This is a genomic window from uncultured Thalassospira sp. (genome assembly GCF_963976115.1).
Lineage (GTDB): Bacteria > Pseudomonadota > Alphaproteobacteria > Rhodospirillales > Thalassospiraceae > Thalassospira.
In genome coordinates, this window is the sequence record NZ_CAXBJJ010000002.1 from 264,322 (window position 1) to 284,800 (window position 20,479).

The 20,479-nt window shown below is 52.5% G+C and carries 16 protein-coding genes; 12 read left to right on the top strand and 4 right to left on the bottom strand.

Annotated features, from left to right (window positions below):
- Window positions 1-4: 4 nt before the first annotated feature.
- Window positions 5-178 (bottom strand): hypothetical protein, encoded by a 174-nt coding sequence (locus AAC086_RS03140; RefSeq protein WP_339775169.1) that lies wholly within the window; start codon window positions 176-178, stop codon window positions 5-7.
- Window positions 179-248: 70 nt separating this feature from the next.
- On the opposite strand from AAC086_RS03140, the gene AAC086_RS03145 reads away from it, so the two are divergent.
- The 4 genes from AAC086_RS03145 to AAC086_RS03160 all read left to right on the top strand — a co-directional run bounded on the left by AAC086_RS03145 (window position 249) and on the right by AAC086_RS03160 (window position 4,401).
- Window positions 249-1,358: a mandelate racemase/muconate lactonizing enzyme family protein gene (locus AAC086_RS03145; RefSeq protein ID WP_339775171.1), complete on the top strand. Its 1,110-nt coding sequence runs from the start codon at window positions 249-251 to the stop codon at window positions 1,356-1,358.
- A 174-nt stretch (window positions 1,359-1,532) separates the two neighbouring features.
- Window positions 1,533-2,609 carry an ABC transporter substrate-binding protein gene (locus tag AAC086_RS03150; RefSeq protein ID WP_339775173.1) on the top strand — a complete coding sequence of 359 codons (1,077 nt, stop codon included), beginning with the start codon at window positions 1,533-1,535 and terminating at the stop codon, window positions 2,607-2,609.
- A 44-nt stretch (window positions 2,610-2,653) separates the two neighbouring features.
- Window positions 2,654-3,646, top strand: coding sequence for an iron chelate uptake ABC transporter family permease subunit (locus AAC086_RS03155; RefSeq protein WP_339775175.1), 993 nt, complete (start codon window positions 2,654-2,656; stop codon window positions 3,644-3,646).
- Window positions 3,643-4,401: an ABC transporter ATP-binding protein gene (locus AAC086_RS03160; RefSeq protein WP_339775177.1), complete on the top strand. Its 759-nt coding sequence runs from the start codon at window positions 3,643-3,645 to the stop codon at window positions 4,399-4,401. The genes AAC086_RS03155 and AAC086_RS03160 overlap by 4 nt, the downstream gene beginning before the upstream one ends.
- Window positions 4,402-4,519: 118 nt before the next feature.
- On the opposite strand, the gene AAC086_RS03165 is transcribed toward AAC086_RS03160, so the two are convergent.
- Window positions 4,520-6,682, bottom strand: a complete 2,163-nt coding sequence (locus AAC086_RS03165) for a dihydroxy-acid dehydratase (RefSeq protein ID WP_339775180.1) — start codon at window positions 6,680-6,682, stop codon at window positions 4,520-4,522.
- A 93-nt stretch (window positions 6,683-6,775) separates the two neighbouring features.
- The gene (locus tag AAC086_RS03170; protein ID WP_339775183.1) at window positions 6,776-7,537 is read right to left on the bottom strand and encodes an SDR family NAD(P)-dependent oxidoreductase; all 762 of its coding nucleotides are present in this window, start codon (window positions 7,535-7,537) and stop codon (window positions 6,776-6,778) included.
- A 238-nt stretch (window positions 7,538-7,775) separates the two neighbouring features.
- Here AAC086_RS03170 and xylF point away from each other — a divergent pair, with 238 nt between their 5' ends.
- From xylF to AAC086_RS03190, 4 genes are all read left to right on the top strand, one after another.
- On the top strand, window positions 7,776-8,807 hold the full coding sequence (xylF, locus tag AAC086_RS03175; RefSeq protein WP_339775186.1) for a D-xylose ABC transporter substrate-binding protein: 1,032 nt from the start codon (window positions 7,776-7,778) through the stop codon (window positions 8,805-8,807).
- Between the two features lie 97 nt (window positions 8,808-8,904).
- A complete protein-coding gene (locus tag AAC086_RS03180; RefSeq protein WP_339775189.1) occupies window positions 8,905-10,170 on the top strand; it encodes a sugar ABC transporter permease in 1,266 nt (421 codons plus the stop codon).
- Between the two features lie 12 nt (window positions 10,171-10,182).
- Entirely contained in the window at window positions 10,183-10,995 is an 813-nt protein-coding gene (locus tag AAC086_RS03185) for an ATP-binding cassette domain-containing protein (protein ID WP_339775192.1), read from the top strand.
- Between the two features lie 344 nt (window positions 10,996-11,339).
- Complete coding sequence (locus AAC086_RS03190; protein ID WP_339775194.1) at window positions 11,340-12,623, top strand: ROK family transcriptional regulator; 1,284 nt, start codon at window positions 11,340-11,342, stop codon at window positions 12,621-12,623.
- Window positions 12,624-12,725: 102 nt separating this feature from the next.
- Here the strand turns inward: AAC086_RS03190 and AAC086_RS03195 are convergent, their stop codons facing one another.
- A complete protein-coding gene (locus tag AAC086_RS03195) occupies window positions 12,726-13,112 on the bottom strand; it encodes a DUF983 domain-containing protein (protein WP_339775196.1) in 387 nt (128 codons plus the stop codon).
- Window positions 13,113-13,390: 278 nt separating this feature from the next.
- Between AAC086_RS03195 and AAC086_RS03200 the strand changes: the two genes are divergently transcribed.
- The 4 genes from AAC086_RS03200 (at window position 13,391) to AAC086_RS03215 (ending at window position 20,474) form a co-directional block, all read left to right on the top strand.
- Window positions 13,391-14,767 (top strand): PLP-dependent aminotransferase family protein, encoded by a 1,377-nt coding sequence (locus tag AAC086_RS03200; RefSeq protein WP_339775199.1) that lies wholly within the window; start codon window positions 13,391-13,393, stop codon window positions 14,765-14,767.
- Between the two features lie 129 nt (window positions 14,768-14,896).
- A complete protein-coding gene (locus tag AAC086_RS03205; RefSeq protein WP_339775202.1) occupies window positions 14,897-15,877 on the top strand; it encodes a helix-turn-helix transcriptional regulator in 981 nt (326 codons plus the stop codon).
- Between the two features lie 214 nt (window positions 15,878-16,091).
- Window positions 16,092-18,323 carry a ricin-type beta-trefoil lectin domain protein gene (locus AAC086_RS03210; RefSeq protein ID WP_339775205.1) on the top strand — a complete coding sequence of 744 codons (2,232 nt, stop codon included), beginning with the start codon at window positions 16,092-16,094 and terminating at the stop codon, window positions 18,321-18,323.
- A 204-nt stretch (window positions 18,324-18,527) separates the two neighbouring features.
- Window positions 18,528-20,474, top strand: a complete 1,947-nt coding sequence (locus AAC086_RS03215) for a hypothetical protein (RefSeq protein WP_339775207.1) — start codon at window positions 18,528-18,530, stop codon at window positions 20,472-20,474.
- The last annotated feature ends 5 nt before the right edge of the window (window positions 20,475-20,479 follow it).

The following is a 20,479-nucleotide window of genomic DNA, read 5'->3' on the forward strand; positions in this document are numbered from 1 at the left end:
CATATTAAAGGAAACATGCTTTATCCCCTGTCAGGTCATACTGCGTCAATTCATTTAAATGGATATTGCGCTCAATATCCATTTTTGTTAAGTCTGACTTCAGCAAAGATAAAAACACATCCGCCCGGCATATATCCGGATCTTTCTGCTCTTTCTGCTCTTTCATTTTCAGGGTCACATCTTAGGCGGCCTTCCTTCCCCTGCCCGCCATCACGGGTCATAGATCTGTCTTTAAAGGAACTGGTAAATTGAAAATCACCGCTCTTAAAACCTTTATCCTGCATGTTCCTGTCACCCGGAACGGCGTTTCAGACAGCACCCACACCCTGACCCATTGGGGGGCTCCGGGGGTGATGATTGAAACCGATGCCGGTATTACCGGTTATGGCTATTCGGGCACCCATGCCCACTTGCCGACCGACCGTCTGATCACGCAATGCATTGAAACCTGCTTTGCCGGTTTGATTATCGGGCGCAACCCGCTGGAGGTTACCGCCCTGTGGCGCGAAATGGAACGTTTCCCACCGGTGCAATGGGTCGGACGTGGCGGCATTACCCAATTAGCGCTTGGTGCCATTGATGTGGCCCTGTGGGATATAAAAGCCAAGGCATGCGAGATGCCGCTGTGGCAGGAAATGGGCGGCAATGCGCGTAAAATTCGTGCTTATAATACCGATGGCGGTTGGCTGAACTGGCCGATGGAAACCCTGATTGATGATTGCCGTCGTCTGGTGCAGGATGAAGGTTATACCGGGGTTAAAATCAAGGTGGGCAGCCCGAACCTGAGCACCGATATCAAACGTCTTGAGGCTGTGCGCAAAGCCATCGGACCCGATGTTACCCTGGCGGTTGATGCCAATGGTTTGATGGATTTGCCAACAGCGATGCGGTTTGGCAAATATCTGGCCGATGCTGATGTAATGTGGTTTGAAGAACCGCTTTGGTATGACGATGTGGCAAGCCACAAGCGCCTTGCGCAAAGCATCACAACCCCGATTGCCTTGGGCGAGCAGCTTTATCTGCCGCACAATTTTGCCACCTTTATCGAGGCCGGGGCGCTGCATTATGCCCAGCCCGATGTGGCACGGTTAGGGGGCATCACCCCGTGGATTCAGGTTGCCGATATGGCCCTGAATTACGGATTGCCGGTCGTTTCCCATGTTGGCGACATGATGCAAACCCATATCCATACCGCCATCGGCCATCCGTCCAACACCATGCTGGAATATATCCCGTGGCTGCGCGACTGTTTTACCGACCCGGCAACGGTTAAGGATGGTTATTTCCTTGTGCCGCAACAGCCCGGTGCGGGCACGACATTACGCGATGATGCCCTTGAGCGGTTCGGCGTGGCGTAACGCAAGACATTAATCAGAAAAAAGCAGATGAGGACCCTATTCGTCACCGCGCCAGACTTAATATGCCCGACGATGATCCGTTCAGCGTGATTGGCGCACAAAACAGCGTGTTTCCAGCCATATCAAATCCGCCAACAATGAAACTAAGATTTATTCGCAAAATATGCTTGTGTTTTGAGTTTCACGGAGCGTATTACTCGTCGAAATTCATTGACCAGTTTGGTGGCCATTATGACACGCTCTAAATCTTTGATTGTACCTTTTTGCCTTCTGACATTTTTTATGGCGAGTGCACCTGCAAAAGCAGACGCAACCCGATATCCCTTAACGATAGAAAATTGCGGCGTTGAGGTCACATTCAACAAAGCCCCTAAAAGAGCTGTCGCTCTTGGCCAGAACAGTGCTGAAATTCTTCTCATGCTAGGACTTGAAGATCGGGTAAAGGCATCGGCTTTCTGGCCAACGCAAGTTCTGCCTGAGCTTGCCAAGGCCAATGAAAAAGTAAAATTGCTGACGGTCGAGAAACCGACGCTCGAATCCATCCTGGCAGAAGAGCCCGATTTTGTCGTGGCACAATTGCCGTTATTGCTCGGCCCTGACAGCAAGGTTGCCAAACGCGAAGATTTCGCATCCCTTGGCATTCCCAGCTATCTGTCGCCCGGTATCTGCAATACCCGCAAAGATACAAATGATATTTACGGAAGTCGGGAAAAACTGTGGAATATGGATCTTCTTTATCAAGAGATCGACGAGCTTTCGCGCATTTTTGATGTTTCTGATCGAGGTCAGCAAATTATCTCCACATTTAAACAGCGTGAAGCTGCCTTGCGCGAACGGTTCAAACCGAACCCGGATTTAAGCTTTTTATTCTGGTTTTCCAGTGCGTCTGCTGCGGACAACGCTTATCTGGGTGGCAAAAACGGCGCGTCAGGCTTTATTGCCGATTTGCTGGGGGGCCATAATGCCATTACCACCGAGGCAGAATGGCCAACAGTAAGCTGGGAAGGCATAATTTCGGCCAAACCCACGGTAATTGTTGCAGCTTCGCTGGATCGCAATCGTTGGGATCTCGACAAGGCAGAAAACAAAATCGCGTTTTTGAAAAATGATCCGTCGGTTCAACTGATGGACGCGGTACGCAAAAATCATATCGTCACCATGAATGGTGCTGCCATGAACCCGACCCTCCGCACGATCTATGGTGCGGAAGAAATTGCGGTACAACTTGAAGAACTTGGGCTCGATAAGTGACGATTACGTCCGGAATATCAAAAAGAACATTCAGGTTTGAACTGTTGCTTCTGGTTTCAGTCGTTGTTTTGGCTTTTGCCATTGCAATGGCCGTCGGGATTGGCGAAATGCGCATTCCCATACGCACGGTTGCTTTGTCGATCTGCAATCATTTGGGTTTCAGTGCCGTCAATATCAGTCAAATACAGGACAGCGTCATCTGGAACCTGCGCCTGAGCCGCGCCCTCGTCGCAGCACTTTGTGGGGCCGGGTTGGCGATATGCGGGGCTATTTTGCAATCTCTGTTGCGAAACGCGCTGGCCGAACCTTATGTTCTTGGCGTTTCGGCCGGGGCATCGACCGGGGCCGTCGCAATCGTGATCATGGGGGTTGGTGCGGGCACCGTTTCGTTGTCGGTGGGGGCCTTTGCCGGGGCAATGGCTGCTTTTGTCTTTGTCGCGATACTCTCAAACAGCGGACGTGGCGGGCCGGACCGAACCATTTTGGCGGGTGTCGCTGCGGCACAACTCTTTAACGCCTTGACTGCCTATATCGTAACGACATCGGGCAACGCGCAGCAAGCACGAGACGTCATGTTCTGGTTACTCGGGAGCTTTGGCGGCGTGCGCTGGCCTGAATTTCAGCTTTTAATTGTCATCATCATTGGCGGGTTGACGATTTGTATCTGGCATGCGCAAGCACTTGACGCATTTACATTTGGCGATGACGCGGCGGCATCTCTTGGGATTCACATCGGACGCGTCCGGTTCATACTTTTTAGTGTAACAGCATTAATAACCGCAACAATCGTCAGCATGGTCGGTGCGATTGGGTTTGTCGGGCTGGTTGTGCCCCATGCCGTGCGTTTTCTGATCGGACCGGGGCATATGCGTCTGCTACCCGCATGTGCGCTGGTGGGGGCTGTATTCATGGTATTGGCTGACATTGTGTCGCGCAGTGTAATGGCGCAACAAACCCTCCCCATCGGAATTGTGACCGCGCTGGTTGGTGTGCCGTGTTTCTCGTTGATACTTTACCGTGCGAGACAGGCTGTATGAGTATTCAGGCAGAGAATCTGGTGTGGCGCATTGGCCGCAAAACGATTGTTGATAACGTGTCACTGACTGTAAAACCCGGTACAGTACTGGGTTTGATTGGCCCCAACGGGTCTGGAAAATCATCATTGTTACGATTGCTGGCCGGGTTACGACGTCCTGTCTCGGGTAAAATTACCCTGGAAGGGAACGATATATCAAACATACCCCGGCGCAATCTGGCCCGACGTGTGGCGTTGGTACAGCAACATGCAACAACCGAGATAAATGTTGCGGTTGAAGATGTTGTGCGACTGGGACGGACCCCCCACCGAAACCCGTTGGCAGGATGGAGCCATTTTGATACCAACGCTGTCGACACTGCCTTACAGCAAGTGGGTATGAGTAAATTCCGGCAGGCAAGTTGGCAGAGCCTGTCTGGGGGAGAAAGGCAGCGCGTTCATATTGCGCGTGCGCTGGCACAGCAACCCCGCGAACTGTTTCTTGACGAGCCAACCAACCATCTTGATATCCAGCATCAATTGGGAATTTTACGACTGATTACCCGGTTGGGGTTAACCAGCATCGTCGCGCTGCATGACCTGAACCATGCTGCAATGTTTTGCGATCACTTGCTGGTCCTTGATCAGGGAAAAGTTATCGCCAACGGTAAACCGACCGACGTTTTGACCCCCGATCTCCTGAAGAATGTTTTCCAGGTAGAATGCGATTTCTATGCGCCGCAGGATGACGCATTTCATATTCTTTTCAGAAAATGAAACCTGGAACCACGATGCAATGCCCCGACAAAATGCCTTCCTGCCCGCCTGGCATAGGGCAGAAAGGCAACGGATAAATTACGAAAAGCCCTTTTCAGCTACCTCGTGAGAATCGCAATTATCGCCAGGGCTTTACAGCGCGCCGGTCAACCACACCTGGCACAATGCCGCGTGCCGCATTTGAAACATGGTCCATCACATTGCTGGCAGCAATATCTTGCTGGCGGTTGATCATACGATGTTGACGTTCGGTAAATAACGGGGCACGGGCGGGTAAATCGGCCGGGTTTGCGACAATTTCCTGCCCGGCCACAAACGCTGCACGGTCCAGCCAATCCAATGTTAATTTCGTTAAATCAAGGCGTAAGACATCGCCATTTTGCAAATGACCAATGCCGCCGCCAACAAAGGCCTCGGGCACCATATGGCCAATACACGCCCCTTTGGTGACACCCGAATAACGCCCGTCGGTGATCAGCATACTGGATGCTTCAAGAATGCGGTGATGGCGCAGGTTTTGCGAGGGCGCAAACATTTCGGGCATGCCATAGGCCTCAGGCCCCTGCCCGCCAATGACAAAGGCGAAAGATAACAGGCCCTGCGCCAGCATGTCGCGCGATGACATCCCGTCGATAATAGCTCCGCCGTTTCGTTTGACGATGGCCGCAATCAGTTCAGGGTCAACACCCTCGGTTTTCATCAAACGATCAACCATGTCGGCGGCGGCGAAATCCGCATTGCACAGATGCTCGTTTTCGTAATACCGCACGATGAAAACATGGTCGTTAAAATGGGTAAGCAAATGATCGCTCATGCCCGATGTTTTAACCGCACAGTTTTCAAAAAAGCTGCCGGTGATCACATCCACCCCGGACCGCGCCCGCACCGGCGTTGCCCGAATAACCGATTTATCGCCCAGGGAAAGATCAACAGGGTTATCAAGATTTACAATCCGCTCGGCCCAGCTTTTGCCTAAAATGGTGGGGGCATCAAGGTCCATAGGGACGCCAAGGTCACTTAGCACCCGGTAAATGCTTTCCATGCCCCGGTTTTTGCCGTCGGCCATTTGTTGGGCCAGAACAAAGGTATCGCGGTTTTCCGTCAGGCTATGGGCGAAAATTTCGGGCACCGGGGTTTTGGTGCGCACATCCTGATAATCGTCAATGGTGATGTCAAACCCGGCATAACGCATCATGAAAGGCAGATGCAGCAACATATTGCTGCTTGACCCGGTGGCATTATGAACACGGACAAAATTGGCAAAATTACGCTTTAACAAATTGCCAATCGCATATTCCGGTTTGTTAAAGGCCGCAAACAGCGCATCAATCCCCGCGGCAACGGCGGCAAAGGGCGGCACATCGGTCAGCAGTTCAAGTTCGGGCGGGGTTAACCCGAATGCCGCTAACATAGTGCGAGATGAATTGCCGGTGCCGTTAAAGGCGCAAATGCCGCCTTTGGAATCACAGGTCGCAGCGGCCAGTTGGTCAAGCACGCGACGTTCCATTGCGCCGTCGATGACGCCACTCAAACGGGCGCGTTCAAGCAAACCGGCAAAGGCCTCGTCCGACGTGCATTGCAGGATATAGCGCATATTTTCGCGAATATCGCCGCCAAGATCATCATGCCCGGCATGGTCGGCATCATTGGCGATTTTATCAAGCAACCGTCGGGTGCCATCGGGTATTTCACCGCCTTTAAGCACATGCGACGGGGCAAATACCGCCCAGACCGGGGCCTGGTCACCACGATGGGCCCGGGCCAGATCGGCCGCTGCCAGACCGGCCACCACAGCGGCAGGCGATTTGTCGCACCCGGCAATAACATAGGCCGCATGATAGCTGTGGCCTTCAAAGGTGATATTAACCGCCGCTGCCGTATTGTTGCGCGACACCAGCGAATAGCTTTGGCCGATATTGTTTTGCGCCGTACCATCACAAATGACCGGCACATGAAACAAAAACGGCACCCCGCCCTGCTCCCATATCCGTAATGCCGCCATCAATGCCTGTGGCCGATCCAGCAGATGGGCGGGGTGGTCTGGTGCCCCGGCAATAATCGCCACCCGTGGCCGGTTTTCTACCAGACGGCCCACAATATCGTGAATTTCCGGCACATTAAATTTGCGATCCCGGGCAACGGCCGGGTTTTCATTTACCGCATCTCGTAACAGGCGCACAACCGTGATCGGCTGATTGGCCAATCCTTGAATGCAGTCACGATAAGGATTGGCCTGTTCGTTAATAGTGACAGGTTCGTTTGGCGCAATATGGCGGGACATAATGGGGCTCGGATGTTGGAGGCAAAGACGGATGAACCACTTTAAACGCAGTTCTGTCGAGGCAGAATGGAAAAGATAACAGCGTGATACGCGTTATACCAGCCCACCATCAACAATGAAGTTTTGTGACGAACAGGCCGATGACACATCGGATGCCAAAAACAGAACCATCCGGGCAACATCATCGCCAACCAGCCGACGTTTTACGCACTGGTTTTCCAAAATGCGGGCTTCATCTTCGGGGGTGATCCATAAATCAAGCTGGCGTTGGGTTATGATGCAACCCGGGGTGACCGTGTTAACACGAATGCCATCTGCACCCCAGTCGCGTGCCAGTGCCCTGGTCATGCCGACAATGCCCGCCTTGGCCGTTTCATAAGCCACCAGATTGGGCAGCCCCATCAAATAACTGACGGAACTGAAATTAATAATGCTGCCGCGCCCCTGTTGTGCCATGCCAGCAGCCACGGCGCGCGCGCAGAAAAACTGGTGCGACAAATTCACATCAAGCCGGTCGCGCCATTCATCGGGGCCGGTTTCTGCCGGGCTGTGGCGATCATCGCGGGCGGCATTATTAACCAACACATCAATCGTGCCAATTTCCGCCGCCATCTGATCAATCGCTATGGGAATTTGCCGTTGATCGCGCAAATCAAGTTCGGCAAAAACCGGGCGCATGCCCAAATCCTTTTCGATGCTGTCACACAGGGTCGTGGCGGCGGCAACGTCGATATCGAAAAAGCCAACCTTTGCCCCCTGGGCGCAAAAGGCACGCACGATAGCTGCGCCAATGCCCGATGCCCCACCGGTCACAAGGACCGCTTTTCCGTCTATGTCGTGATAGGTCGCTGACATGGCGTTTCCTGTCTTGATGTTTATTTTTATTGAGTAAATTAAATTTTGCACCGCAGCATGTGCATTGCGGCGAAAATTCAATCAATGATACCTTTATGGCAGTGCATAAAAACTTTTACGCACATTTTTTGTGGCAATATTCAAAAAAAATTTGACAGGCCCGGTTCAACACGTCAACATTTTTTCGATAACAAAAATAAATGTCGGCCCAAGGCAATTTTATTCAGGGAAGAAACAGATGAAAAAGCTCCTATCCTCGGTCGCCCTTGCGGGTGCTGTATTGCTATCTTCACATGCATTTGCTGCCGATTTGATCGTTGGCGTCAGTTGGTCAAATTTCCAGGAAGAACGCTGGAAAACCGATGAAGCCGCCATCGTCAAGGCACTAAATGCCGCCGGCGCTGAATATATCAGTGCCGATGCCCAAAGCTCGCCCAGCAAACAGCTGAGCGATATTGAAAGCCTGATTTCACGCGGGGCCAATGCCCTTATCGTTCTGGCGCAGGATTCATCGTCCATCGGTGCCGCCGTTACCCAGGCGATTAACGAAGGCATTCCGATTGTCGGCTATGACCGACTGATTGAAAACCCGAACGTCTATTACATTACGTTCGACAACAAAAAAGTCGGCTACCTTCAGGCTGAAGCAGTTTATGCCAAACAGCCCAAGGGAAATTACGTTTTCATCAAGGGCGCACCAACCGACCCCAATGCCGATATTTTGCATCAAGGGCAGTTGGAAGTATTGCAAAGCGCCATTGACAGCGGCGACATCAAGGTCGTTGGCGAGGCCTACACCGAAAGCTGGCAACCCGCCATTGCCCAGCGCAACATGGAACAGTTTTTGACCGCCGCTGATAACAAGGTTGACGCGGTTGTTGCCTCGAACGACGGCACGGCAGGCGGCGCAATTGCCGCCCTGGCCGCACAGGGCATGCAGGGTATTCCTGTTTCCGGGCAGGACGGCGATCATGCCGCCCTTAACCGGGTTGCTTTGGGCACACAGACCGTTTCAGTCTGGAAAGACGCCCGTGTTTTGGGGCAGCGCGCCGCAGAAATTGCGGTTGAGTTGGCCAAAGGCACCAAACTGGGCGATGTTGAAGGCACACAGGACTGGACCAGCCCCAATGGCACCGTCATGAAATCCTATTTCCTAAAACCGGTTGCCATTACCCAGGACAAACTTAATCTGGTGATTGATGCCGGATGGGTCAGCAAGGATGTCGTCTGCAAAGGCGTTGAAAGCGGCACGGTCGCTGCCTGCAACTAAGGCGTGGCTTTTGCCCGCCTGTTCTTCCTTTCGACTTTGCGAAACCACGGGGCCGGACACCAGCAGCACCGGCCCCGCTGCCTGACGAGCACATCACATGACCAAGATACTTGCCAAAATGGAAATCGACCGCCGCCTGGTCGGATTGGCCGCCGTATTGCTGATTATATGGATCGGCTTTGACCTGGCGTCCGGGGGGCGTTTTATTACCCCGCGTAATATTTTCAACCTGTCGGTACAGACGGCATCTGTGGCTGTTATGGCCTGTGGCATGGTTTTAATCATTGTAACCCGCCATATTGATTTGTCCGTTGGCTCCATCCTTGGCGTGCTGGCCATGATCATGGGGGTGGTGCAAACCGACATCCTGCCGCAATTTCTGGCCTATAACCACCCGATGACCTGGATCATCACCTTGCTGGTTGGTCTTATCATCGGGGCGTTGATTGGCGGCATTCAGGGGGTTGCGGTTGGCTATCTTGGTGTGCCAGCCTTTATCGTTACGCTGGGCGGTTTGCTGGTGTGGCGCGGGGCGGCATGGTGGGTAACACAGGGGCGCACGGTTGCCCCGCTGGATGCCAATTTCATTTTGCTGGGCGGCGGCATTAACGGCACCATCGGCGCAACATGGAGCTGGATTGTCGCGGCCATTGCCATTGCGGCGATCATTTATGCCGCAATCAAGGATCGGCGACGCCGATTGTCATTTGAATTTCCCGTTAAACCGATATGGGCCGAATATACCAACGCCGTTATCAAGGCCGGGCTGGTTCTGATTGCAGTTGTTACCTTAAATGCTTACTACCTGCCCACACGTGCGGCAGAAAAAGTCCTGGAACAGCGCGGCATTCCCGCCACGCCGGAAAACCTTGAAATTTCGCATGGCATTGCCATTCCGCTATTGATTGTGGCCCTGGTCGCCATTGTGTTGACCATTGCGGCAAAGCGAACCCGATTTGGCCGTTATGTTTTTGCCATTGGCGGCAACCCGCAGGCAGCAGAACTGGCCGGTATTAATGTCAAACGAATGACGGTGGCGGTTTTTGCCCTGATGGGAGTCCTCTGCGCCATCAGTGCCGCGATTTCATCGGCACGCCTGCAATCGGCAGGCAATGATCTGGGCACACTTGATGAATTGCGCGTTATTGCCGCCGTTGTCATTGGCGGCACCTCGCTGGCGGGCGGGCTTGGCACCATTTATGGTGCGCTGATTGGCGCACTGGTGATGCAAAGCCTGCAAAGCGGGATGGCGTTGCTGGGCGTTGATACCTCCCTGCAAAGCATCGTCATTGGTCTGGTTTTGGTGCTGGCCGTGTTTAGTGACAAATATTTCCACCGTCGCTATAGCGACCCGACGGCATAAGGGGCAAAAATCATGTCAGATCGCACTGCAGGCACGCAGCCACTGGTTGAAATGCGCGATATTCATATCAGCTTTGGCGGGGTCAAGGCTGTTGACGGTGTTTCAATTAATCTTTATCCCGGTGAAGTTGTTGGCGTTTTGGGCCATAACGGGGCCGGAAAATCCACCCTGATCAAGGTTTTGTCGGGGGCCTACACACCTGAAAGCGGGCAGATCATTGTTGACGGGCGCGAAGCCAAAATTGAAAATGCCCGTGCTGCCCGGGACAACAAGATCGAAACCATCTATCAGAACCTTGCCCTTGCCGATAACCTTGACGCCGCACAAAACCTGTTTTTGGGCCGCGAAATTGTCACCAAAGCCGGGTTTTTGGATGATGGCGCGATGGAGCACAAAGCCCGTGAAGTGCTGCATCGGTTGAACCCGAATTTCAAAAAATTCAATTCGCCGGTTTCGGCGTTATCAGGCGGGCAACGCCAGGCGGTTGCCATTGCGCGCGCCTTGCTGTTCGAGGCCCGCATCCTGATCATGGATGAACCCTGTGCCGCCCTTGGTGTTCAGGAAACCCGCATGGTCGGCGAACTGATTGACCAGTTAAAAAAAGACGGCCTGGGCATTTTGCTGATCAGCCATGATTTGCACGATGTGTTTGACCTTTCCGACCGGTTGCATGTGATGAAAAACGGCAAACTGGTGGGGACTGTGCGGACAAAGGATGTGACCCACGATGATGTTTTAGGAATGATCATTCTGGGCAAAATGCCTGAACATCTTATGCATCTCGCCGGGCCCGGAGCAACCAATGTTGCGGCACAGACATCATGATCACACAAAAATATTTTATCAGGTGAATTAAAAGCAGCAAGCCAGGAACCCGCGTGTTGGCACCACCTTACTTGCACGCCAACATGTGCAATATTTCCTTACGATCAATCCTTGAAAGGACCTTCTCACCCAAAGCATATTTCCTTTAATTTCCAGGATCACGCTCTGCCTTGGGCGCATTGCCAGAAGATGACATCTCGCCATCGTCACGTCACGCCACGCCACCTGACATGCCATAACATTGCCCATTCCCTTGCCAAAGCAGCGCCAAAAATGCCATGTCAGAAAGCAAACCATCAATCGTTACAAGCTCCAAACTTTTTACGTCAGAACAGGCCGTTTGCATGAGCCGCAGCACTCCCGCCGATATGCCCCGCCAGCCCTCGCAAATTGCCATTTTACGGTATTTGCGGGTGCATGGACCAGCCGCCCGCATCGACATTGGCAATGCCACCGGGCTAAGCCCCGCCACGGTCACCTCGTTAACGGCGGAACTGATGACGCAGGGCTTGGTACAGGAAATGCAGGGTGCGGCCCATGGCAGCACTGGTCCCAACGGATCAAACAGCCCGCAAGCGGCACACGGCGCGACACGGGGACGCCCCAAGGTGTTGCTCGATCTGGTGCCGTCGGCGGCCTATGTGATCGGGGTGAAAATTACTATTAACCTGATCGAGGTTGCCCTGGGCAATTTCAAGGGAGAAATAGAATCCAGCCGCCAACATCGCGTCAACACCCGCGACCTTGATCAAATATCGCTGATTACAACCCTGTGCCGCCTGATTGATGGCTTTATGGAAGAGCACCGGGACTTAACCCCCCACCCCCCGGTTGGCATCGGCATTGCCGTGCAAGGCGTTGCCGACAGCAATAGCGGTGACATCATGTGGTCACCGGCATTGCGCCATCGCCAATTGGCCGTGACCGAACCCCTAAGGCAACGTTATGGCGGCATTGTTCAAATGTCCAATGATGCCAACTGCATCGCCACCGCCATCACCCAAAACACCAATATTCGCGGCAGTGGTGATTTTGCCGTCATCATGCTGGGCTATGGCATTGGCATGGGGCTGGTTTTGAACGGGGCGGTTTATAATGGCCATTTTGGCGCCGCCGCCGAATTTGGCCACATGAAGTATCAGCCTGATGGCCCGCTCTGCAATTGCGGCAAGCGCGGCTGCCTTGAGGCCTATATCGGTGACTATGCCATCCTGCGCGACGCCAGCACATTAATCGACCTTCCCGCCGAAACGGGTACAGACACCGTAAACAGATTACACCCCAGCGAAGACCAGATGATGGATCTGGTTCGCAAAGCACATGAAGGGCAGGAAGACATTGCCGACCTGTTTCGTCATGCGGGCAAGGTTTTGGGATATGGCATTGCCAATCTGATTGCCCTTTTGGGGCCGGAACGCATTTTCATTACCGGCTCAGGTGCCAGAGCTTACGACCTGATGGCACCAGAAATTCATCGCAGCCTCGAAGATGCCCAGGTGCCAGAACTGCGCCGAGGGCCGCAAATATTGCACCTGCCATGGGACAAGGACATTGCCATGCAGGGCGCAATCGGCCAAAGCCTGCTGCGTCATGACGAAAACATGTTTGCCGCCGGAACAACGCGCTAAAGCACATTGTTTCATCTTGTTTGCATCACCTGCGCATACCCCAAGGCAAAAGGTGCGGGTATTTCCGGCAAATCGCCGCCGCCCTGGCCTTGCTGATGACAGCTATTTTTCCTCGGCCACACGCTTGCCTTCGGTTGCCTTGTAATAATACTGGCTGGCAATCAGCCATCCCTTCATGGGCCGAAGCGGCGGAATGCAGGTCAGCAACAAAAAGGGCAAGGTCGTGAACACATGCACCCAATAGGGGGCCTGATAGGCCATCTCGATCCAAATCCCCATGATCAGCGAGGGGATACAGGCAAAACAGATGACGAAAAATGCCGGGCCATCTGCCGGGTCTGCAAAAGAAAAATCAAGTCCGCAAACCTCGCAATTTTTAGCGATTTTGAGGAACCCATCAAACATATGGCCTTGCCCGCAACGCGGACATTTGCCGAGGATACCAACCTTGATTGGCGGGATCGGCGGCCATTCATCATCGTTCAACATGCCAGGTTCTCCGGTATAATGTCATTAATGTATGGACATTGTATGGGTTAATGTTATAAATGAAGCGACGATGGTATCAAGCTGTGGCATTAAAGTTATATATTCTCAAAAATTTGTTACATTCATAAAATATATCAGATATTTAATAGATAATTATAAACTTGAAAATGCATAACTTTTCGCCGAAACATCATCCTGTTTCACCACGTAATCGCGTACTTGTATGCATGCATAACATAAACATTGCAGGCATTAAAGACATACAATAAGGCAAGCATATGTGGCAGCCATGGGTGAAAGAAAATGCCCGACTTAAATATGTCGGTATTGTTGATGCCCTTGAGGACGACATAAAAAACGGTCTGGTCGCGCGCGGCGAAAGGCTGCCGTCCCAGCGTGTTATTGCCCAGGCCATTGGCGTTGATTTAACCACCGTTACCCGCGCGTTTAACGAAGCACGGCGGCGAAACCTTGTTGATGCCAGCCCGGGGCGCGGCACGTTCGTTCGCAAGGGATTTGAAGTTGGCGGCGTGGTCAGTCAACGCCAGCCCTTTGTCGATCTCGGCATGAACACCCCGCCTCAACTTGAAAGCATGGATTTCCGCAAACATTTTGCCCAAGGCATGTCCGACATTTTATCGCACGCAGGCGGCATGCTAAACTTGCAATATCAAGATAGCAGCGGGTCGGATTTTGACCGTAAAGTCGCCGCTGGCTGGTTACAGCCGCGCATTGAAAATGTGGACCCGGATCGTATTCTGGTAACCGCCGGCGCGCAAACAGCACTTTATGCAATTTGCAATTTACTGCTGCAACCCGGCGATGTTTTGGTTGCCGGTGATATGACCTATCCGGGGTTAAAGGCGATCGCCGTGCAAATGGGCCTGCACCTGCTGGGTCTGAGTATGGATTGTCACGGCATTGTTCCCGATGCCTTTGAAAAGGCCTGCGTTGAAAACGCCCCCAAGGCGATTTATCTGGTTCCCAATATTGATAATCCGACCACCGCCACCCTGCCCGATGACCGCCGGGCCGATCTGGTGCGTCTGGCGCGAAAATATGGCGTTACCATCCTTGAAGATGATCCTTATTGGCCACTGTTAAAAACCAAAACAACCGCACTGGCCAGCCTTGGCCCTGATATTACATGGCATATCGCCACCCTTTCCAAATGTGCAACGCCCGCCTTGCGAGTTGCCTATGTCGTCGCACCGGGTACAGCGCAAGCCCGGCAACTTGCGGCGATATTGCGTGCCACCGTGCTGATGCCCCCGCCCTTGATGTGTGCTCTTGCCAGCCGCTGGATCGCAGAAGGCCTGCTTGCGAAAATCATCGGGCAAATCCGCGCGGAAAATGTGGCACGTCAAACATTAGCGGCACAATATTTGGGCCCCGCAATCGCGGCGGATCGCAATGGTCATCATGCGTGGTTACACCTGCCCGATCACTGGCAGGCCGACGGCTTTGCCCGACAGGCTGAATGGGCCGGTGTCGCCGTTGTGCCGGCGTCGGCATTTGCAGTTGGGCCAAACACGACAAATGCCGTTAGAATTTCGCTAGGTGTCACGCCGGACCGCACTATACTGGAAAACGGGCTTGCCCTTTTGGCACGCCTTTTGGCACCCGGTATGTCTTCTATCAAAACAATTGTCTAAAGCGTTTAAATGGAATACTTTTACATCTTATAAAGCCAATATTATCCAGATCAGCCCCATAGCGCTGGCAGCACAATATAACCCAAGGATTCATTATGTGATCCAGATTGCCAACTATGGGACAATTCGATGACATACCTTAAAAGCCATCAGGTTTTAGCATCCCGCAATCTTCATGAAACGCGCGCATTGCTTTCTGATTTGAACTGCATTGATACCATTGATGTTGTTGGAAAAATGGGCGAAGTTGATGCTGTTATTCACCAGGCTTCTTTTAGCGACCTAAATTTCATACATGCATCGTTTGGTGACGTCCGCCTGCAAATCCAGGCCCCGGAAAGCGATAACAGGTCGCTTTTCCTGCTTGCCCTGACCAACGGTGTGGGCGCGGTAAATCATCAGGGGCAGGACCATGACATCTCAATCGATAAAGGGCTGATGCGCGATATGCGCAAACCCATGTCGGCCTGCGAAGACAAGTTCTCGTGCCTTGGTGTACACTTGCCGTTACACAGTTTACAACGCCACTGCCGCAACCTGATTGACGATATCAAACCGGTCGAAGATCTTGAATTTGAGACCGGGCTGGATTTTCGCACCCCGGGCGGGCGCCATATCCGCGAGACATTGCATTACATCGCCAATGCGCTGGACAATCCGTTTCAGACCCGGAACAACGATATCATTTTAAACGGCTTTCGCGATTTACTGTTAACCAACATCCTGATGTTGCTGCCAAACTCCTGTTCAGCAGCATTACATAACACGCCTCAATCCTCGGCGGTTCCACGATACGTCAAACGCGCCCGCGACTACATCCATGCCCATGCATCAACACCAATCACGCTTGATGATCTGGTAAAACATGCCGGTTGCAGCTATCGAACCTTACAGGCGGCCTTTAATACATCCTATGGCATGTCGCCAATGGCCTATGTCAGATCGATGCGCATGATCCACGCCCATCGCGACTTGCTTGCCGCCGAAAACGGGACAACCGTTTCCGATGTCGCGCTAAAATGGGGTTTCATTCATCTGGGGCGATTTGCAAAAAACTATGCGCGTCAGTTTGGTGTATTGCCGTCTGAAACGCTCCGTCAAAAGCAGTAATTGACCCCCGCTATCCACGTCACGCAATCTCTATCCACTTATGGTCAGGAAACGGATTGATACCGTTTTTTCACATGGATACCCGCCTGCTATCCCCCTATCCCTGACAAACATATTACGGGTGAAGCCTGCTTCATCTCGTCAAAACCCAAAATGGCGTCAACCATGCCGCCATTGGCAGGGTTCTGGATCAGATAAATCGGGGGCTATGCAGATGACTGATCTGAGGGCACAACTAAAACAGGTTGGGCTATTAATAATAGTTCTAATGATATGCGGGTTCTGGGCACATACGGCCCGGGCCAACCCGAACTGGAAACAATTACAGGGTTATTCCGAATGCGGTGGCCTTGGCAAAAACGGGCAATTACAACCGCCCTGCGGGTTTGAACCGGCCCAATTTGTATCCAAGGCTGTTGGCAAATGTTCACCAGGGTCGTTTTTCGATATTGGTACATGGTCGTGTTATACTTGCCCCACCGGCTATAATCGTAATGCAAAAGCTGTCACCAGCGAAAAAGCCTGCGATAGAAAGGTTTCAAAACAAAGCGTTGCCGCCACCTATCTTCAGAAAAAAAGCTGCCCGCCAGGGTCGTTTATGGATGGACGTAATGGCGGCGAATGCTGGACCTGCCCGTCGGGTTACGGGCGCACAGCCGCCGGTGTTGATAAATGGAATGCCTGTGGCAAAGTTTTGAAAAAGGCCGTTAGCGCCACTTTCAAAGGTCGCGCCTGCCCGCCCGGTGCTTTTACCGATCCGCGCAATGGCGGCGAATGCTGGACCTGCCCCGAAGGTTTTAATCGCACCGCTAACAATGTCACGGGTGCCAAAGCCTGCGTTCAGGTTCTTGATTTCCAGCCTGCCAACAAAATCGAAGCCTTAACGTGCAAAGCTGGTGATCATTTTGATTTTATTGATGGGGGTACGTGCTGGTCCTGCCCGCAAAACTTCATCCGTACTGTTTATGGTGTTAAAACCAACAAGGCATGTGAAACCCAGGAAATGAAATGGATCACGCCAACCCGCGACATGCCGGGCCTGTTCGGGGTTAGTCCTGCGGTGGAAGACATGGCGATTGAGCTGATCCGGAACCGCACAGAAATTGATGCGACGATCGCCGATGGTGCGGGCCGCGTCAAAGGCGCCAATCTGGAAGACATTGCCAAAACCGAATGGCTGATTTTGGACAACGAACCGTGGAAGAGCGAAGTCCTCGCCGCTGTTATTGCCGGGAAAATCCTTGATGCAGCCCAAAAACCGGCTGGCAGGCGCACCGCATCTGAAAAGAAAATACTGGAAGATCTTGGAAGGCAAATTCAGTGGAACCGTCAATTTATCGCCGCACAGACCCGACAGGCTTTTGACATCTGGATAAAGACCAGAACGGTGGACCAGGCGACGCGATCCAAAAACAACATGACAATGTTTATCGGCGCGGTACACACCCCGCCTGATTTCAACAAAATTGTCAGTGCAACAATGCAGGCAGGGTCGATGGCGACAACCCTGGGTTCCAGTGTTGGGACAATTTTCCTGGCAAAATCATTCAAGTTGCTTGCGCCTTATGTTCGAGGTGCCAAGGCAGCAAATGTCCTTTTAAAAATCGCCACACCACTGGGTAAACTTTCCGTCACAGGCTCACGGCTCGTGAGTGCCGCGGCAGGCCCCGCTCTTGCCGCTGTTAGCACGGCCATCACGGTGGCAATGGAACTTGATAAATATATCAAGATCGAAGCAACCGAAGGTAAAATTCGCCAGGCCGAAAACATCGCCAGCAAACCGGCCGACATTGCTTTGCTGTTGCAGGAAAAAACCGGCCAGGAACAGTTCCTGTTTCACTGGATGGCTTTAACCAATGCTGAAACGCCGCCCAGCCCAGAATTCCGGACAAAACTGGCCTCTATTCAAAACGAAAAACGCGATGCAGCGCCACCAATGCCGACCATTTCAGGCGGCAAGCCTTTGTCTTCAAACGTTATTGGATCAAGCAGCACGTCAAACACAACTGTCGCACCGACCCAACAGGCAAAACAACCCGAAGGCGGTTTTCGGTTTGAATTTACCGCAATACCGGGCCTGTGCCTGAGCAATCGGGGCGACAATTTAGCACGCCTGGCACTGGGCGACTGCAAAGCACCCGATACACCATGGATCGCGCCCAACAAGGCATCGGGCGAGCTTAATGTCACCGGAGATTATTGCGTCAGCATTCAGGGTGCAAGGCCGTCTGCCAATGCAGAGGTCATGCTCAGGAAATGCAAGGTTGCGAAAGTAAAAACCTGGGCTTTGCAAAAAATGGGGCAAATTCGCCTTGTCAATCCTGGCCCCCGTATGTGCCTGAACGTCAATGATGCAAAACCGGCAAAGGGATCAGCGGTAACGCTTGGGGCCTGTCGGATTAAACAAACGCCATCGCAGATCTGGCGCGTTTGGTCGCAATCGTAATCATTCTGTAATCAACAGGTTGGCGGCGGATCATGGTGCATTTCCATAATGCAGCATGAACCGCCCCGATCTGATCGTGACGATAAAAACATGTCCCGACCTAATAAGCTGATTTCGGGGCAGATCCGGGGAAATGGGGAACTTAAAATGGTATATTATTCGCGTAAGTCAGAATGCAAAAATCATAGACGATTTTGTATCAACATGATGATGGGTGTATCGCTTGTTGCGCTGGCAGGCTGTCAAACAACGGGGCTTGGCCAAGGACCGTTAGCGACAACAACCGGGCAAACACCCAAAACAGTCGTTGATTTACCCGCCGGAGAAAATGCGATCCGTTTGCTGGTGCGTCAAAGTGTCGAAGCCCTGCAAAACGGCAAGCTGACCGAGGCATCCCGGCTGATCAACCTGGCCCTGAAACTTGACGTTACCAACCCGGATTTGCAGTTTTTAAACGGTTTGACCTATCACCTGATGGGGGTTCAGGGGGATGCATCCAAATTTGAACTGGCCGAACAGGGATACAAACAATCGTTGAAGTTTGATCCGGGTAATCTTTCAGCACGCTATCAAATGGGCCTGCTTTATATGGATCAGCGTCGATATGGGCTGGCTCAGGAAAGTTTTGTGGCCGTTGCCGTTCATCACGGTGATGACCCCGCTGTTCTTTATAGCCTGGCATCTGCATCTTATTATGCACGTGATCCCAAAACAGCCGAGGCCGCATTGCGCCACTTGATGGAAGTTGCGCCCGATACCAGGAAAGATCCCGGCATTCTCAAGGCTGCGGCCCTTTCACTGTCGGCAATGGATGACCGGGAAGGCGCGCAGGAATTTGCATCGGCCTATCGCAATGCCGTTACCAGTGTTGATGCCAACCGAAATCTTGAACGCCGAATTGCGGGCTGGCAGTCTTTTTATGATTCTGATGCCAAAATCATCGAAGCCCAGTTTAACGGCGATGCCTATATCGACCCCGACCCCGCTCAACCTTATTATGACCCTGCGCCACCGCCCGATGCGCCCCCCGCCGACCCCTATGGTTCAGATAATACCCCCTATGGAACATCGAACCCGTATGAAGGGCAAACCGGGCAGACCCCGGACCCGGCGCAGGTTGGCAATGTCAGTGGGGAATTCATCGATACCGGAATGGTCGTCGTTGATGTCGTGCTGATTGGCACGCAGGAAGATGTGCGTAACTCGCGCGGTATAAACCTGCTAAACGGTTTGCAATTGCAATTTGGCGACCCCCTGACCGGAGCCGCCGGGTTTGGATATGGCAGCACCCGAACCAAAGACTTTCTTAATACGGGCCTGGCAGAAAGTACGCAGACAATTACCCGCCAAATCAGCATTCCGGCGGTAACATATTCGTTGAATATTGCAAATTCAACCGATGCCAACAACCAGATCCTGGCAAAACCCAGTCTGGTGGCGCAAGCCGGGCAGACATCCGAGTTTTTTTCTGGCACAGAAATTCTCGCCGCTGCGGTTTCTGGCGGTAATGGCGACAGTGTTTCAGTGCAAAAGGAAGTCGGGGTGAAACTGGCCGTAACCCCCGAAATTCTGCCAAACGACATGATCCGCTTGCATGTGGTTGCTGAACGCACATTTTTGACCGACCCGTCAAATTCGGTCGTCTTTGAATTTCGCCTCGATACAACCAAAACCAATGTCAATTCCACCGTTACCATGAAATTTGGCGAAACACTTGTTCTTGGTGGCTTAAGTGAACGTGAAACATCAAAATCGGCCAATGGCGTGCCAGGCCTGATGGATATTCCGCTGGTGAACTACCTTTTCTCGCAAAGGGTCGAACGGCAATTTGAACGGTCCATTCTGATATTGATGACCCCGCGTCGACCGACATATGCCCGTCAGGATGCGGCAGACCGGGCCAAAACCAATGAAAAAATGACCGATCTGGAACGTGAATTAAAGCATCTCGAACAACGACATGGCGATTGGTACACGCCGCGCCCGACATTCGACGAACTGCGCGAAAAACTTGAAGGGCAGGACTTCTTTGAGGAATTCCGGGCTGGCGATGTCAACATTGAAGCATGGCAAAATGATCCGAAGGGACAGGAGCATATTGCCTCTGTCCGCAACAGATTGCTTGGCAACCAGATCACTGCCGCATTTTAAAATTC

Excerpts from the sequence above, each read along its gene's own strand:
- AAC086_RS03160 (WP_339775177.1), top strand. The coding sequence starts at position 3,643 with ATGAGTATTCAGGCAGAGAATCTGGTGTGGCGCATTGGCCGCAAAACG.
- AAC086_RS03165 (WP_339775180.1), bottom strand. The coding sequence starts at position 6,682 with ATGTCCCGCCATATTGCGCCAAACGAACCTGTCACTATTAACGAACAG.
- AAC086_RS03170 (WP_339775183.1), bottom strand. The coding sequence starts at position 7,537 with ATGTCAGCGACCTATCACGACATAGACGGAAAAGCGGTCCTTGTGACC.
- xylF (WP_339775186.1), top strand. The coding sequence starts at position 7,776 with ATGAAAAAGCTCCTATCCTCGGTCGCCCTTGCGGGTGCTGTATTGCTA.
- AAC086_RS03180 (WP_339775189.1), top strand. The coding sequence starts at position 8,905 with ATGACCAAGATACTTGCCAAAATGGAAATCGACCGCCGCCTGGTCGGA.
- AAC086_RS03185 (WP_339775192.1), top strand. The coding sequence starts at position 10,183 with ATGTCAGATCGCACTGCAGGCACGCAGCCACTGGTTGAAATGCGCGAT.
- AAC086_RS03190 (WP_339775194.1), top strand. The coding sequence starts at position 11,340 with ATGAGCCGCAGCACTCCCGCCGATATGCCCCGCCAGCCCTCGCAAATT.
- AAC086_RS03195 (WP_339775196.1), bottom strand. The coding sequence starts at position 13,112 with ATGTTGAACGATGATGAATGGCCGCCGATCCCGCCAATCAAGGTTGGT.
- AAC086_RS03200 (WP_339775199.1), top strand. The coding sequence starts at position 13,391 with ATGTGGCAGCCATGGGTGAAAGAAAATGCCCGACTTAAATATGTCGGT.
- AAC086_RS03205 (WP_339775202.1), top strand. The coding sequence starts at position 14,897 with ATGACATACCTTAAAAGCCATCAGGTTTTAGCATCCCGCAATCTTCAT.
- AAC086_RS03210 (WP_339775205.1), top strand. The coding sequence starts at position 16,092 with ATGACTGATCTGAGGGCACAACTAAAACAGGTTGGGCTATTAATAATA.
- AAC086_RS03215 (WP_339775207.1), top strand. The coding sequence starts at position 18,528 with ATGATGATGGGTGTATCGCTTGTTGCGCTGGCAGGCTGTCAAACAACG.